Annotated in this window: 12 protein-coding genes; 5 read left to right on the forward strand and 7 right to left on the reverse strand. The window is 67.6% G+C overall.

Annotated features, from left to right (window positions below; translation table 11 throughout):
• Positions 1–27: 27 nt before the first annotated feature.
• The gene (gene hflX / locus HYZ11_14030) at positions 28–1,752 is read right to left on the reverse strand and encodes a GTPase HflX (protein ID MBI3128718.1); all 1,725 of its coding nucleotides are present in this window, start codon (positions 1,750–1,752) and stop codon (positions 28–30) included.
• 185 nt (positions 1,753–1,937) lie between these two features.
• On the opposite strand from hflX, the gene mgtE reads away from it, so the two are divergent.
• The 5 genes from mgtE (at position 1,938) to HYZ11_14055 (ending at position 7,873) form a co-directional block, all read left to right on the forward strand.
• A complete protein-coding gene (gene mgtE, locus HYZ11_14035; GenBank protein ID MBI3128719.1) occupies positions 1,938–3,305 on the forward strand; it encodes a magnesium transporter in 1,368 nt (455 codons plus the stop codon).
• 69 nt (positions 3,306–3,374) lie between these two features.
• Positions 3,375–3,770, forward strand: a complete 396-nt coding sequence (locus HYZ11_14040; protein MBI3128720.1) for an acyl-CoA thioesterase — start codon at positions 3,375–3,377, stop codon at positions 3,768–3,770.
• Between the two features lie 432 nt (positions 3,771–4,202).
• The gene (locus tag HYZ11_14045) at positions 4,203–6,821 is read left to right on the forward strand and encodes a leucine--tRNA ligase (GenBank protein ID MBI3128721.1); all 2,619 of its coding nucleotides are present in this window, start codon (positions 4,203–4,205) and stop codon (positions 6,819–6,821) included.
• A 582-nt stretch (positions 6,822–7,403) separates the two neighbouring features.
• Positions 7,404–7,676: a DUF4242 domain-containing protein gene (locus tag HYZ11_14050; protein MBI3128722.1), complete on the forward strand. Its 273-nt coding sequence runs from the start codon at positions 7,404–7,406 to the stop codon at positions 7,674–7,676.
• 11 nt (positions 7,677–7,687) lie between these two features.
• The gene (locus tag HYZ11_14055) at positions 7,688–7,873 is read left to right on the forward strand and encodes a hypothetical protein (protein ID MBI3128723.1); all 186 of its coding nucleotides are present in this window, start codon (positions 7,688–7,690) and stop codon (positions 7,871–7,873) included.
• A gap of 334 nt (positions 7,874–8,207) precedes the next feature.
• Here the strand turns inward: HYZ11_14055 and HYZ11_14060 are convergent, their stop codons facing one another.
• The 6 genes from HYZ11_14060 to HYZ11_14085 form a co-directional block, all read right to left on the reverse strand.
• The gene (locus tag HYZ11_14060) at positions 8,208–8,609 is read right to left on the reverse strand and encodes a cyclic nucleotide-binding domain-containing protein (GenBank protein MBI3128724.1); all 402 of its coding nucleotides are present in this window, start codon (positions 8,607–8,609) and stop codon (positions 8,208–8,210) included.
• Positions 8,610–9,103: 494 nt separating this feature from the next.
• Positions 9,104–9,604: a RidA family protein gene (locus HYZ11_14065; protein MBI3128725.1), complete on the reverse strand. Its 501-nt coding sequence runs from the start codon at positions 9,602–9,604 to the stop codon at positions 9,104–9,106.
• A gap of 424 nt (positions 9,605–10,028) precedes the next feature.
• A complete protein-coding gene (locus HYZ11_14070; protein ID MBI3128726.1) occupies positions 10,029–10,304 on the reverse strand; it encodes a hypothetical protein in 276 nt (91 codons plus the stop codon).
• A 30-nt stretch (positions 10,305–10,334) separates the two neighbouring features.
• On the reverse strand, positions 10,335–10,586 hold the full coding sequence (locus HYZ11_14075; GenBank protein MBI3128727.1) for a hypothetical protein: 252 nt from the start codon (positions 10,584–10,586) through the stop codon (positions 10,335–10,337).
• A 392-nt stretch (positions 10,587–10,978) separates the two neighbouring features.
• The gene (locus HYZ11_14080; protein ID MBI3128728.1) at positions 10,979–12,721 is read right to left on the reverse strand and encodes an iron ABC transporter permease; all 1,743 of its coding nucleotides are present in this window, start codon (positions 12,719–12,721) and stop codon (positions 10,979–10,981) included.
• A gap of 75 nt (positions 12,722–12,796) precedes the next feature.
• Positions 12,797–13,906: an ABC transporter substrate-binding protein gene (locus HYZ11_14085; protein ID MBI3128729.1), complete on the reverse strand. Its 1,110-nt coding sequence runs from the start codon at positions 13,904–13,906 to the stop codon at positions 12,797–12,799.
• Positions 13,907–14,096: the final 190 nt, after the last annotated feature.

Raw genomic sequence — 14,096 nt, forward strand, 5'->3', positions numbered from 1 at the left:
GAGGGAGGGGAAGACGGGGCCGGAGGACTAGATGGCGGTGCCCTCGAGGGCGGGGGCTTCGGGCTCGCGCTGCTCCCAGAGCTGCTCGCCAGCCTCCTCGATCAGGGGGATGAGGCTCCGGGCGTCCAGGCCGCTGACGGCGATCCCGCCGTAGCGGCGGCAGAAGTTCCCGAGGAGCACCGGGTCGGCCCGATCCATCTTGTTGAAGACTCTCAGCGTGGGCGTGCGCTCCAGGCCAAGCTCCCCCAGCAGCCGCTCGACCGCCTCCAGGTTCTCCTCGCAGTTAGGAGAGGAGGCGTCCACGACGTGGAGCAGCAGGTCCGCGTCGTTCAGCTCGTCCAGGGTGGAGCGGAAGGCCCCGACGAGCTCCTTGGGCAGATCGTGGATGAAGCCGACCGTGTCGGTGATGATCACCTCCTGGTCCCGCGGGAGGCGGAGGCGCCGGCTGGAGGTGTCCAGGGTGGCGAAGAGCTGGTCGGCCACGAGCACCTGGCTCTCCGTCAGGGCGTTGAGGAGCGTGGATTTGCCCGCGTTGGTGTAGCCCACCAGCGAGAGGACGGGCACCGCCCGGCGCTGGCGCAGGGTCCGGCCCTGGGAGCGTTTCCGCTGGAGGTTCTCCAATTCCCGCTCCAGCCGGCGGATGCGCTCGAAGGCGCGGCGGCGGTGGATCTCGAGCTTCGTCTCGCCCGGGCCCCGGCCCCCGATGCCGCCGGTGAGCCGGCTCATGGCCGTGTGCTGGGCCGAGAGGCGGGGGAGCATGTAACGGAGCTGGGCCAGCTCGACCTGGAGCTTGCCGGTACGGCTCGTGGCCCGCTGGGCGAAGATGTCGAGGATGATCTGGGTACGGTCGAGGATCTTGAGGTCGGTGAATTCGGCGAGGCTGCGCACCTGGGCCGGGTGAAGCTCTTGGGAGAACACCAGCGCCTCGGCCCCGACCTGCATGGAGCGCATGAGGATGTCGGCCAGCCGCCCCCGGCCGATGACGAAGCGCGGGTCCACCTCCTTGCGCCGCTGGACCACCCGTCCGCAGGGGATGAGCCCCGCGCCGTCCAGCAGGACCTCCAACTCGTCCAGCTCGGCCTGGGCCGGACGGCTCCGCTTGCTGCCTGTATCCACGTGAATGAGGAGCGCGCGCTCGCCCTTTCGCTGGGCGGCGGGGGAATCCTGGGTGCGGGCGAACTCCTCCTCCAGCGAGTCCACGAGGTGGGCCACGTCCAGCCGGAGCCACTCCAGGCTCGGGAAGGTGCGGATCTCCCAGGGCGGGGTCCGGCCGGCGCCGTTGGGAACGTCCGCGCCGCCGTCCCCCTCCTCGGGGAGGGGCCGGGGGAGCAGGTGAGCCACGTGCACCCGGCCCGCCGCGCCCTCATCGGCGACCTCGATGGCCGCCATGACGTCCAGCCGCAGCAGGGCCATGTCGGTCAGGTCTTCCTGGGAGAGGGAGGAGGCGTCCAGGTGGGTGTGGATGCAGCGCAGGCCCCTGAGGCGGGCCGTGCCGGCGCGGGCGCGGCCGAGCTCGGGAATCTCGATCCCCTTGGCCTCCCCGACGATGACGTGGCGCACGCCGCCCTGCCGGTCCACCAGGAGCGCGAGCTGGCGGGATATCTCATGGGAGAGGAGAGCGATCTCCCGTCCGAGTTCGAGATGAATCAGCTGATGGGGCGGCACCCGGCGCCGGTAGAGGCGCTCGAGCGCCCGGGTCTGATGGGTCTTGAGGCCGGTGAGCTTGCCGTGGAGCTTGGCGATAGCGCGCATCTCCTGCGAATCCGTGAAAACGGATGAGCCACATCCATATATTAAGTCCGCCGGACCCGCGGCGCAAGCTTTCATTTCGCCCGCATGCGGGCCAATATCAAAAGTTTGACAGCCTCGCCGGGGTTCACCTAGACTGCCACGCCCCCTCGCCCCGGGGAGCGCCGGATCCGGCGGAGGAAGACCCGATGGCGCACGAGCGCGACCTGCGGCTGTCCCGGATAGAGGACCTGATCCGGCGCCTCCTGCGCCGCAATGCCCACGCGCACCTCTCGAACGCCCTGGAGAAGATGCACGCCGCCGAGGTGGCCCAGATATTCTCCCACCTGGCCCCCGAGGAGCGGCTGGCCGCCTTCCGGCTCGTGCCGGACAGCGAGCACCGGGCCGAGACCCTGACCGAGTGCGACCCCCACATCGTCCGCGAGCTGCTCGACGCCAGCTCGAACGAGGAGGTCGCGGCCCTCCTCGGCAAGCTGAACAACGACGACACCCGCTACCTCGTCGAGATGCTCCCGGAGGACCGGGCGGCCGAGGTCATGCGCATCCTCGGCACCCGCGAGACCGCGGTCATCGAGGGCGTGATGGCTTACCCGCCGGACACGGCGGGCAGCATCATGACCGACGCTTACGTGGCCCTCCCGGAATCCTACACGGTCGATGAGTCGATCGCCGCCGTCCGCCAGGCGAGCAAGGCCGAGTACGTCTTCTACGTATACGTCGTGGACGACAACAAGCATCTCCGCGGGGTCATCAGCCTCCGCCAGCTCCTCCTCGCCGACCCTTCGAAGCGCCTCTCCGAGGTGATGACGCCGAACGTCTGGCGGGTGAGCGCGAACGCCGACCAGGAGCACGTCGCCCAGCTCATCTCGCGCTACAACATCCTCGCCATCCCGGTGGTGGACGACGTGGGCACCCTGGTGGGCATCGTGACGGTGGACGACGTCCTGGATGTCCTCAGGGACGAGGCGACCGAGGACATCCTCAAGATGGCGGGCACGCACTACACGGAGGAGATCACCTCCCTCCCGGCCCTCCGCCTCGCCTGGGTGCGCCTGCCCTGGCTCGTCATCAGCTGGCTGGGCAGCCTCATCGCGGCCTACTTCATCTCCCGCTTCGAGCACGAGCTGATCCGGGTCATCGCCCTCGCCGCCTTCATCCCCGTCATCAACGGCACGGCGGGGAACGTGGGCGCCCAGGGCGTGGCCATCATGGTGCGGGGGCTCGCCACCGGAAAGGTGACCCCTAAGGATTGGTTCCAGGTGGTGGGCCGCCAGGTGCTGGTGGGGGTGATGCTGGGGGTTTCCTTCGGCCTTCTCCTCTACCTGATCGCCCAGTGGCAATTCCCCGGCATCGGCCGGCTGGGATTCATCGTGGGGATCGCCATCTGCATCTCCATCATGACCTCGGCCGCCCTCTCCTCGATTCTCCCGCTGGTGCTCCAGTACCTGCGCTTCGACCCGGCGCTCATGACCGGGCCCTTCATCACCACGAGCATGGACCTCATCTCGGTCCTCGTGTACTTCAACATCGCCCGCTACTTCCTCGCCGGCTCCTAGGCCCGCCCCCGGAAGGAAGCCGTGCCCCACGCCGCCGAGTTCCGCGTCCGCTACGCCGAAACCGACCAGATGGGGGTGGTGCACCACGCGGCCTACTTCGTCTGGTTCGAGCACCTGCGGACGGAGTACTTCCGGGCGCTGGGCTTCCCCTATGGGGAGCTGGAGCGGCAGGGCGTCTTCTTCCCGGTGGTGGAGGCCGCCTGCCGCTACCGGGAGGGGGCCCGCTACGACGGCCTGGTTCGGGTGACGGGCTGGGTGCGCGCCCCCCAGGGGGTGCGGGTGCGGATCGACTACCGCGCGGAGCAGGAGGGGAGGGTGCTCGCCGAGGGCTACACCCTCCATGCCCGCACCGACGCCCAGGGGCGGCCCGGGCGCATCCCCCCGGAGCTCCTCGCCCGGCTCATGGCCGAGGCCTCCCCCCCGGGCGAGGGGCCCTCGTTCGAGGCCGAATCCCACGGCGTCTAGCCCCCCGGCCGCCCATCTCGCGGCGGCATCGCACCTCGCGGAGCTGGCTCCCCTCCGCTCTGGGCGAGGCAGCCGTGTTTCCCCCCTCCCTCCGGGAGGGGGTGGGGGGAGGGAAGGGGTGATCGCGCCGCCAACCTTTTCCCCCACCCTGGCCCTCCCCCGGAGGGGGAGGGTCAAGCCAACCGAGCGCATGGTCTTTCGCAAGCACGGGGCCGGGGGTGAGGGAAAGGCCGAGCCGTTGAATGCCCCCTCACCCGGAGCATCCAAGCGGCCAGCCGCCTGGATGCTCCACCCTCTCCCAAGGGGAGAGGGCGAAACACGGCGGCTCGCCGGGTGGAGCCGCTGCTTGCTCCCGCCGCCTTGACGCCCGGTCCGCCCCGGACCAAGATTTGCGCCTGCGCGGCTGGACGGGGCGCCTGTTGAGGACTCCGAATGCTCGGCGAATACAACCCCGCCTCCTACGAGGCCAAGTGGCAGGAGCGCTGGGAGCGCGAGGGCATCTTCCAGGCCCCGGACGACCCCGGCTCGAAGCCCACCTACTACTGCCTCATGATGTTCCCCTACCCCTCGGGCGACCTGCACATGGGGCACGCCTGCAACTACACGATGGGGGACGCCATCGGCCGCTACCGCCGGATGCGGGGCTTCGAGGTCCTCCACCCGATGGGCTGGGACGCGCTGGGCCTCCCGGCCGAGAACGCGGCCATCCAAGCGGGAGTCCACCCGGCCGGGTGGACCCAGCGCAACATCGACAACATGCGCCGCCAGCTCCGCCTGGCCGGCCTGGCCTACGACTGGCGGCGGGAGATCTCGACCGCCCACCCCGGCTACTACCGCTGGACGCAGTGGATCTTCCTCCGGATGCTCGAGCGCGGCCTGGCCTACAAGAAGGAGGCCCTCGTCAACTGGGACCCGGTGGACGAGACCGTCCTCGCCAACGAGCAGATCCACGACGGCGTCGCCTGGCGCAGCGGGGCCAAGGTGGAGAAGCGCTGGCTGAGCCAGTGGTTCCTCAAGATCACGGACTACGCCCAGCGCCTGCTCGACGATCTGGACGGCCTCCAGGGCTGGCCGGAGCACGTGAAGCAGCAGCAGCGCAACTGGCTCGGCCGCAGCGAGGGCGCGCGCATCGACTTCCGGCTCGAGGCCACGGGCGAAACCCTCTCCGTCTTCACCACCCGGCCCGACACCGTCTACGGCGTCACCTTCATGGTGTGCGCCCCCGAGCACCCCGTCATCGAGCGGCTCCTGGAGGGGAACCCCCGCGCGGCGTCCATCCGCCGGGCCGTGGAGGAGATGCGCGCCCAGAGCCAGGCCGAGCGCATGAGCGAGGAGAAGGAGAAGACCGGGGTCGAGACCGGCCACTTCATCCTCAACCCGGTGAACGGGGACCGCGTGCCCTTGCTCATCGCCGACTACGCCCTCATGGACTACGGCACGGGCATCGTCATGGGGGTGCCGGCCCACGACCAGCGGGACTTCCTCTTCGCCCGCAAGTACGGCCTCCCGGTCAAGGTGGTCATCCAGCACCCCGAGGGGGGCCTGCGCGGGGAGACGATGGCCGAGGCCTACGTCGAGGACGGCGTCATGCAGGACTCGGGGCCCTTCGACGGCCAGCCCAACCGCGAGGCCTACCCCCGGATGATCGACTACTTCGCCGAGCGGGGCTTCGGCGCCCGCACGGTGAACTGGCGGCTCCGCGACTGGCTCATCTCCCGCCAGCGCTACTGGGGGGTGCCCATCCCCGTCCTCTATGAGGAGGACGGCTCCGTCACCCCCGTGCCGGACGGGCAGCTCCCCGTCGTCCACCCGCGCGACGTGGAGTTCACCGGCCGGGGCGGGAACCCGCTCGCCAAGGTCCCCGCCTTCGTGAACGCCGTCTCGCCCCGCACGGGAAAGCCCGCCCGCCGCGAGACGGACACGATGGACACCTTCGTGGACTCCTCCTGGTACTACCTCCGCTTCGTCTCGCCGCGGGACGAGCGCGCCGTCTTCGACTCCGGGAACGTCAACCGCTGGCTCCCCGTCTCCCAGTACATCGGGGGCGCCGAGCACGCCGTCATGCACCTGCTCTACTCGCGCTTTTTCACCAAGGTCCTCTACGACATGGGCCTCGTCTCCTTCGAGGAGCCCTTCGAGAACCTCTTCACCCAGGGCATGGTCTGCCGCACCGCCTACCGCCTGGCCGAGGCGCGGGGGAGGGTGTGGGTGCCCTACAAGCACGTGGACGAGGGCTCTCTCACCGTGACCGCCGCCGGCCCGCCCGGCTCCTCCTACCAGGCGGGGCAGAGGGTGGTGGCCGAGATGGCCGTGATGAGCAAGTCCAAGCTGAACGGCGTCTCCATCGAGGAGTGCACCGGCCGCTTCGGCGCGGACGCGGGCCGCCTCTACACTCTCTTCATCGGTCCCCCGGAGCGCGACAAGGAGTGGCGCGACGACGGGCTCATCGGGGTCCACCGCTTCCTCCAGCGCCTGTGGACCACCGCCTCGGAGCGCGTCGAGGCCTGGCGCGGGGCCGAGCCCTTCCGCCCAGGGGGAAACGGATCGGTCCTCTCCCCCCCGGGGCGCAGGCTCCGCCGCGACGCCCACACCGCCCTCAAGCACGTCACCGAGGTGTACGAGCGATCCTTCGCGTTCAACACCGCCGTGGCGCGCATCATGGAGCTCGCCACCTCGCTGCGGAACGAGGCGGGGGCCGAGGCCTCCGCCCAGCGCGAGGCGGCCGAGATCCTCCTCTTCTGCCTCGCCCCAATGGCTCCACACGCCGCCGAGGAGCTCTGGGCCGAGCTCGGCGCGGGGACGGGGAAGGGGAGCATCTTCCGCGAGAGCTGGCCCCGGGTGGACGAGGGGGCCATCGCCGCCGAGGAGAAGGAGTTCGCCGTCCAGGTGAACGGCAAGACCCGCCGCACCTTCACCGCCCTCCCGGACGCCCCCGAGGAGGAGCTCAAGGAGAAGGCCAGCGCCGCCGCCGCCTCCTTCCTCCAGGGGAAGCAGGTGGTCAAGCACATCGTCGTCCCCGGCAGGCTCGTCAACATCATCGTCAAGGGCTAGGCCGCCTCCCCCGCCGGCGCGGTCGGACCAGCGGGAGGCTTTTCATGGGCTTTTCCCGTTAATTCCCGTTATTAAGCGTTACAACCTCCATCCTCGGCCCTGGCCGGACGCGCCCTCTGCGCATCATGGGTCTTTCTGGTTCACTATCCGTCATTAGGGTCCTCGCCCGTTTCTCCTCCTCCTCGTGGCCCGGCCGCCCCCCTTTTGATGGGCTTTTTCCCTCAATATCCCTCAATATCCGCGACGGGGCCTCCCTTCCGTGCCATTTCGCGGCTCTCCGTAGGGGCGAACCTCGTGTTCGCCACCCTCCTCTGTTCCGTAGGGGCGATGACAAGCATCGCCCCTACGGACGAACCCGTCCCCGATCCCCGGGGCGGGCGCCCGCCCACGGGGCAAGATAGGTCCCGAAGGCGGAAAGTCCGTTACCGCAATTTCCGTCAATTTCGCGCACCTTCATGCTTCCGGGGGATTTTTCGGGGAGGCGCTCGGCCGGGGAAAACCGGACTTGCATCCCCGGGGGCCGGGGCTATGATGGAAGGCCCTTCGGGGCGTCCTCTTTTTCACCGGCCGGGGAGGGAACGAATGCCCAAGTACGTCATCGAGCGCGAGATCCCGGGCGCGGGCGGCTGGCCCGCCGAGAAGATGCGGGCCGTGGCCCGCAAGTCCAACGAAATCATCGCCGGGATGAAGGGCAGGGTGCAGTGGCAGCACAGCTACGTGGTGGGGGACAAGATCTACTGCGTCTACATCGCCGAGAGCGAGGCGGCCATCCGGGAGCACGCGAAGCAGGGCGGCTTCCCCGCCAACCGCATCGAGGAGATCAGGACCGTCATCGACCCCACCACGGCGGAATGAGGAGGGAAGCCATGGCGAGAGGCCGCCCCATCAGCAAGACCGAGCATGACGCCTTGGTCCAGCGCCTCCGGGACTGGATCCGGCAGGAGCAGGGCCGGGGCGTCCCGATGGAGAACATCCTCATGGCCTGCGCGGAGTGCGGCCTCATCCCCCTGCCCGAGGAGGACGAGGAGAAAGAGCCCGAGGTGACGGACTGAGGGGGAATCCGCTGTTTTGCGGCGAGTTCATCCGCGGGGCCGGCCGACCGGCCGCTTTTTTTTGGGGGGGGCCGACGATTGCCCTGGCCGTCATTCCGAGCGAAGCGAAGAATCTCGGTGTTGTCTTTCAACCTTATCCACGAAACCGATACCCTTCGCGAAGGGCTCAGGGTGACATCGCGGGTCCCAGGCTGTGCATGCAATGTAGGGGCGTTCAATTGAACGCCCCTACGGGTGGACAGGTATTCCGTAGGGGCGAGGCATGCCTCGCCCCTACAGGCTCCGGGCCGGCCGCCCCGTGGCCGAATGCCGCGGCGGATGGGGAGGCCTTGCCTTAAGATTTCTTCTGGCTGGCCAGACGATTCGCTCCCTGGAAAATTTCGACGAGAAAGTCGGTCCTCCGAAGATTGCGCGAGAGCTGCTTGGCGAGAGTCTTCAGCACCTTCTCCCGGAGGCCCATCGTCCCCGCCTCGAAGAAGGCTTGAGGCACGACCAGCAGCGTCGTATCCGTTTCCGTCCACGCGTTCCCGCTGCGGGAGGTGCTCTCGAGGAGCGCCATCTCGCCGAAAGTCTCGCCAGGCCTCACCCGCACCTCGCGCGTTTCCTCGTCGCCGGGCTCGATCACGACGGAGCCGCCGACGACGACGTAGAACTCCTTCGCCGCCTCCCCCTTCGAGAAAATGACATGCAGCGGCCGGAGCCTCCTCACCGCGCAAAAGCGCAGGAACTCGGCCACTTCCTCCTCATTCATGTCCGAGAAGAAGGGGCATGTCCGCATCAAGACCCTGCGGAGGACGTGTTGAAGTTCATCCTTGCCGGGACGGAGGCCTTTCGACGCGGGTTTTTGCGCCCGGGAAGCCGCGTCCTTCTCCCCATTGTCGGGCAGCGTCCTGATCTGAAGGTGCGGAGGAGAGGTTTTTAGGGTTTTCAGGTGGGTGGCACCCATGGCCCCGGCTCCCAGGAGACTTGCGGCCCCAAGACAGGCGGCAGAATGAGGGGAGAAGGCTGTTCACCCCACACATCACACAAAACCGCGGAACTCCGGGAAAATTTCCGCCCAAGTGTGAGCCGGCACACACGAATGGCCGGACGAGGAGCCTAATCCCCGTTCTTTTTCCCGGGAGTCATCCCGAACAAGGCGAGGAGCCTGCCTCCAAATACCTAAAGGCGGATTCCCCGGGCCTGCGGCCCTCGGAATGACGTCTGATGTCTCTCGATTCTGGGTTTCCCCTACCCGATCACCGCGATCGCGTTCACCTCGATCAGGCACCTGGGGTCCGTCGCCAGCCGCACCACCTGCAGGGTGGTGGTGGCGGGGCGGTGCTCGCCCAGGAACTCCTTGCGCACGGCCCCCGCCTCGGCGTGGCCCTCCATGGTGGTCATGAAGGTCTGGAGGAAGACCACGTCCCGGAAGGTGGCGCCCACGGCCTCCAGGCTCCTCTTCAGGTTCTCGAGGGCCATGCGGGTCTGGGCGGGGAGGTCCCGGGGGAGGGTGTCGAACTCCTCGGGCCGGTGGGGGTGATGGTGGTAGGGGGGCGCGGCGGTCACCCCCGCGAAGTAGACGGTGGTTCCGCCCGTGGCCTTGACCGCCATGGAGTAGGGCGTCCAGACGTCCAGGTGGTTCGGCCAGTCCACGCATTCGATGGTCTTGGGCATGAGGGGCTCCTTACGGGTGTGGAAATCCCGATTGATGTGGCTGCTTTTCCCCTCTCCCAGGGGGAGAGGGGGCATCGTCGTGCTCCTCGGGGGCGAGGCGAACGATCCGCCGCCCGTAGGGGCGGTTCGCGAACCGCCCCTGCAATCGGATGCGGCCGCAGGCTCTGTAGGGGCGACCGGCCGGTCGCCCCTACAGATTCAAACACGCCACGTCCGCAGGGGCGTGTTTGAAACCCGCTCTCTTGCCCTGTTTGTCCCCCTCCCTCCGGGAGGTCGGGCCCGCATGGGCCCGAGGGGGGAGGGAATTCTCTCCGAGGGATCTCCTCCGCTGTGCAACCGGGTACATGGATGACAGATCAGACCGGGCACATGGGTGACACTTTACTCCACCGGTTCTTGGGTCCTCCCCGGAGGGGGAGGGAGGACGCAGGCATGGAACGTCAGGGAGCGGGTTTAAAACCTGCGGCCGCACCGGCAGAGACGGACGCCCTGTCCCCCTCTACCCCGTGATCCCCTCCAGGGAGATGCTCTTGCCGTTCAGCTCGACCGTGCTGGTCAAGGGCACGGCGGTCCGCACCATCTTCTCGGCGTAGCAGCCCTGCTTGGCGAGCCGGATGAGGCGCAGCACCCGGTCCTCGGGCTCGCCGGACTCCACCTTGAAGTGGGTGCGCACGGCCGTGCAGCCCGAGTCCACCGTGCCCTTGAGGACGGAGCCCCGGAGGAAGTAGTCGAACTCCACCCGGCAGCTCGCCTTGCGGAAGGGGGTCTTGGTCATGTGGGCGTACCGCCCAAGCTGGGTGAGCAGTCAGAAGCCCACCCCCATGGCCACGTAGGTGAGGGGCTGGGGGTGGCGGTCCTGGCCGCCGATGCGGGGCGGCTCGTCGCAGAAGACCTCGAAGTGGCGGTAACGGCCCACCTTGAGCTGGCCCTCCCCCTGGGTCTCGGTCTCGGCGACCATGGTGATCTCGTAGCCCTGGGGCGGGAGCTCGGGCTTGTCGATGGAGCGCTCGCCGGGGACGGCGCTCTCGTTCCAGGGATATTTCGGGCTCTCGATCATGCGTCCTCTCCTCGCGGATGTGGAATGTCCTGCGGGGAGGATACCGGGCTTCCGCCGGGCTTCCAAGGCGGGCCGCCCCTCCCGCCTGCGCGGGCCGAAGCCCGCTCCCGCCTTCGCGAAGCCCGCTTCGGCGGGCGAAGGAAGGTCGGCGGGCGGAGGAAGGTCGGCGGGCGAAGGCCCGGAGGCCGCGCCATGAAAAATGGTTTGCAGTTCCCCTCCCCCTCCGGGGGAGGGCAGGGTGGGGGAGCAGCCATCCGGGCGCCCCTCCCCCCTCGGGCCCATGCGGGCCCGACCTCCCGGGGGGAGGGGGGAAGCGTCATTGGATTTAACCGGCAGCCGTTTTCCCAAGAGGCGGGCCGCCCCTCCCGGAGGAGGGGCGGGCACGAAGAAGGTCAGGCGGAGAGGGCCTCCTTGCCGGCGGCCCGGCGGAAGAGGTAGACGCACCCCAGCAGGATGAAGGTCTGGATGACCGAGAGGGTGCAGGTGAGGGCTTCGTTCTCGTACTCCTGCAGGTAGTAGATGCCCACCGAGAGGGTCTCGGTGCCCGCGGTGTAGAGGATGAGCGACATCGGCAGCTCGCGGATGAAGATGAGGAACATGAGAATCCAGCCCGCGAAGATTCCGGGCTTGAGGAGGGGGAGGGTGATGCGCCGCATGGTCGTCACCCAGGAGGCCCCGGCCATCCGGGAGCTCTGCTCGAGCTCCTCCGAGACGGCCAGCATGACCGAGGCCACATTGCGCTGCCCGTAGGGGAAGAAGCGCGTCACATAGCCCAGCAGGATGATCCAGATGGTCGCGTAGATGGGGGTCTTGATGTAGGTGATGAGGACCCCCACCGCGATGACGATGCCCGGGAAGCCCACGGGGATGGCGGAGAGGAAGTCCAGCAGGGCGGAGAAGCGCCCGCGCAGGCGGTGGATCTGGAAAGAGACCACGATGCCCAGGATCATGGCCAGGGAGGCCCCGGCCAGGGAGAGGATGAGGCTGTTGAGGAGGCCGTTGGTCACGGGCTTGAAGCTGATCGGCGACCAGATGAAGAGCACCCGCTGGTAGTTCCAGAAGGAAAATTCCGACGGGATGATCTTCCCCGTCCAGATCCGGTGGAGGCTCACCACGAAGAGGGAGAGGATGGGGAGGATGACCGCGATGAAGATATAGAGGGCGTTCCAGCCGAAGGCGGCCCACTTCCAGCGGCCCAGGTCGATGAGGTTGGGCCGGAAGCCCTTGCCCGTCACGGTGGTGAACTCGCGCGGCGCGATGATGCGCCGCTGCACCCAGATGAAGGCCGCCGTGATGGCGCCGAGCGTCATGCTCATGGCCGCGCCCATCTGGTAGTTCGCCTGGTCGCCCACGGCCTTGGTGAAGATTTGGGTGGTGAGGGTTTCCCAGCCGTAGGGGGTGCCCAGCTTGAAGGGGACGCCGAACTCCCCCGCGCTCGTCACGAAGACGATGATCGCGCCCGAGAGGATGCCCGGCAGGGCGAGCGGGAGGGTGACGGTGAGGGTGGTCCGCAGGAGGCCCGCGCCCGTGGTTCGCGCGCTGTCCTCGAGGGAGGGGTCCATCCGCCGCAGCGAGCCCACCACGAAGAGGTAGACCAGCGGCGTGAAGAAAATCCCCGTCACCCACATGATGCCGAAGAGGTTGTTGACGTTGAAGATGGCCCCCTGGATGCCGAGGAGGTCGCTGGCCAGGAAGTTGAGGAGGCCGATCTGGGAAGAGGCCAGGTTGTGCCATGCGATGGCGCCCACGAAGGGGCTGAGGAAGAAGGGGATGAGGTTCAGCGCCTCCAGCCTTTCGCGCCAGGGGCAGTTCGTGCGGGCGTTGATCCAGGCGAGGGCGACTCCCATGAAGGTGGCCAGCAGGGTGGTGCCGGAGCTGATGACGAGGGTGTTGAGGAAGGCCCTCCGGATGACGTGGCCCCGGACCATCTCGCGGTAGTTGCCGAAGCCCCATTCGGTGTCGAAGCCGAGCTCATCCGGCACCAGGAAGCTGTTCACGACGAGGGAGGCGAGGGGAAGCACCACCATGGCCGTCACGAAAAGGCTGACCAGGGAGGTGATCGCCGTTTCGGGGCGGAGGAGGCCCCTCCACCTGCGGAGCTGGAGGGCTGTCCCCCGGGCGCTCAAGATGGCCATCGGTTCCCTTTGGAGAGGAGTCCCGCCGGGGGGGTAATTCCCCCCGGCGGGATGTTCACGCGCCGAGACGATCCCCTACCGGAAGACCTCTTGCCATTCCTCCTGCATCTTCTTGAATTTCTTCGCGGCGCCGAGCTGGTCCTTGATGGGCAGGAGCTTCACCTTGTTGAAATCGATCATGTGCGCCTTCACGGACGCCGGGGGCTCGTAGTCCTTGAGCATGGTGTAGTAGCTGACCTCCTCCTCGGCCACGATGTCCGCCGCCTCCTTGGTCAGGAGGAAGTCCAGCCACAGCTTGGCCGCGTTGGGGTGCTTCGCCCCCTTGATGACGCCGGCCTGCTGGCCGAAGAGCACCATGCCCTCCTTATACGAACCCCACTTCAGGCTCTTGGCCAGATCGGGCTTCTCCTTGATCTTCTGGAGGGCCCGCCCCGAGAGGTTCCACATGTCCACGGCCCGCTCGCAGTTGACGACCTGCTGCATCTTCGCCTCGGTGCGGAAGGCCACGAGAGGGTCGAGGGCCTTGAGCTTCTTCCACATGGCCTTGACGTCGTAGCCGTTCTCCATCAACCCGATGGTCGTCAGCGAATAGGACTGGCTCTTCGTGACGTCGCTCGCCAGCACCTTCCCCTTCAGCTTGGGGTTGTCGATGATGTCGGCGTAGGAGGTGATGTTCACGCCCTCCATGCCAGGGCAGGAGACGTTCCAGACGGGCTGGAAGGTATAGGAGTAGGGGGCGATGAAGCGGGGGTAGTCCACGAAGATCCCCGCCTTCTTCCAGTTCTCCTCGTGCTTCTTCCAGTGGCCGCTGTCCAGGGGGAGAAAGGCGCCCTGCTTGGCGGCGCCGGCGAAGAAGCCGGGCGAGGCGACCGAGACGACGTCGAAGCTGTACTTGCCCGCCTTGATCTCCTGGCGCGCCATGGACACGGTGGGGCCCGTTCCCTTGAGGATGTGGTTCACCTTGAAGCCGCTGCCCAGGTTGTAATGCTTGAGGAACGCGGGCCCTAGGCGCCGCATCGTGTCGTCCTTCCAGGAGGTTTCCAGGAAGATGACCTGTCCTTCCTTCTTGGCGAGCGGGATGAGCTTCTTCTCCTGGGGCGTGATTTCGGTGGCGCCCCACGCGGGCGCGGCGAGCGCCAGCAGCAGGACGGCGGAATGGATGGAACGATGCGCGGTCCACTTCATGCGTGCACCCTCCTCTCCCCAGCGCGGGAGACATCCGCCCGGAAACCCGATGCCCGCTCCTTTCCCCGGCGGAGAGAAAAAAGCGGCTCAATGAAAGGACGAAGAAATTATGACCTTTTCTTCCGAAATTTGGAAGATTCGAAGGCCCCCGGAAGGAGTTTTTTGTTATGTCAAGTAAAAACAAGGTGTT

The organism is Candidatus Tectomicrobia bacterium, from assembly GCA_016192135.1.
Lineage (GTDB): Bacteria > UBA8248 > UBA8248 > UBA8248 > UBA8248 > 2-12-FULL-69-37.

What these genes read in the sequence shown, in the direction of transcription:
- mgtE (MBI3128719.1), top strand. Translation starts at nt 1,938, where the DNA reads ATGGCGCACGAGCGCGACCTGCGGCTGTCCCGGATAGAGGACCTGATC.
- HYZ11_14065 (MBI3128725.1), bottom strand. Translation starts at nt 9,604, where the DNA reads ATGCCCCCTCTCCCCCTGGGAGAGGGGAAAAGCAGCCACATCAATCGG.
- HYZ11_14040 (MBI3128720.1), top strand. Translation starts at nt 3,375, where the DNA reads ATGGGGGTGGTGCACCACGCGGCCTACTTCGTCTGGTTCGAGCACCTG.
- hflX (MBI3128718.1), bottom strand. Translation starts at nt 1,752, where the DNA reads ATGCGCGCTATCGCCAAGCTCCACGGCAAGCTCACCGGCCTCAAGACC.
- HYZ11_14045 (MBI3128721.1), top strand. Translation starts at nt 4,203, where the DNA reads ATGCTCGGCGAATACAACCCCGCCTCCTACGAGGCCAAGTGGCAGGAG.
- HYZ11_14055 (MBI3128723.1), top strand. Translation starts at nt 7,688, where the DNA reads ATGGCGAGAGGCCGCCCCATCAGCAAGACCGAGCATGACGCCTTGGTC.
- HYZ11_14080 (MBI3128728.1), bottom strand. Translation starts at nt 12,721, where the DNA reads ATGGCCATCTTGAGCGCCCGGGGGACAGCCCTCCAGCTCCGCAGGTGG.
- HYZ11_14075 (MBI3128727.1), bottom strand. Translation starts at nt 10,586, where the DNA reads ATGATCGAGAGCCCGAAATATCCCTGGAACGAGAGCGCCGTCCCCGGC.
- HYZ11_14050 (MBI3128722.1), top strand. Translation starts at nt 7,404, where the DNA reads ATGCCCAAGTACGTCATCGAGCGCGAGATCCCGGGCGCGGGCGGCTGG.
- HYZ11_14070 (MBI3128726.1), bottom strand. Translation starts at nt 10,304, where the DNA reads ATGACCAAGACCCCCTTCCGCAAGGCGAGCTGCCGGGTGGAGTTCGAC.
- HYZ11_14085 (MBI3128729.1), bottom strand. Translation starts at nt 13,906, where the DNA reads ATGAAGTGGACCGCGCATCGTTCCATCCATTCCGCCGTCCTGCTGCTG.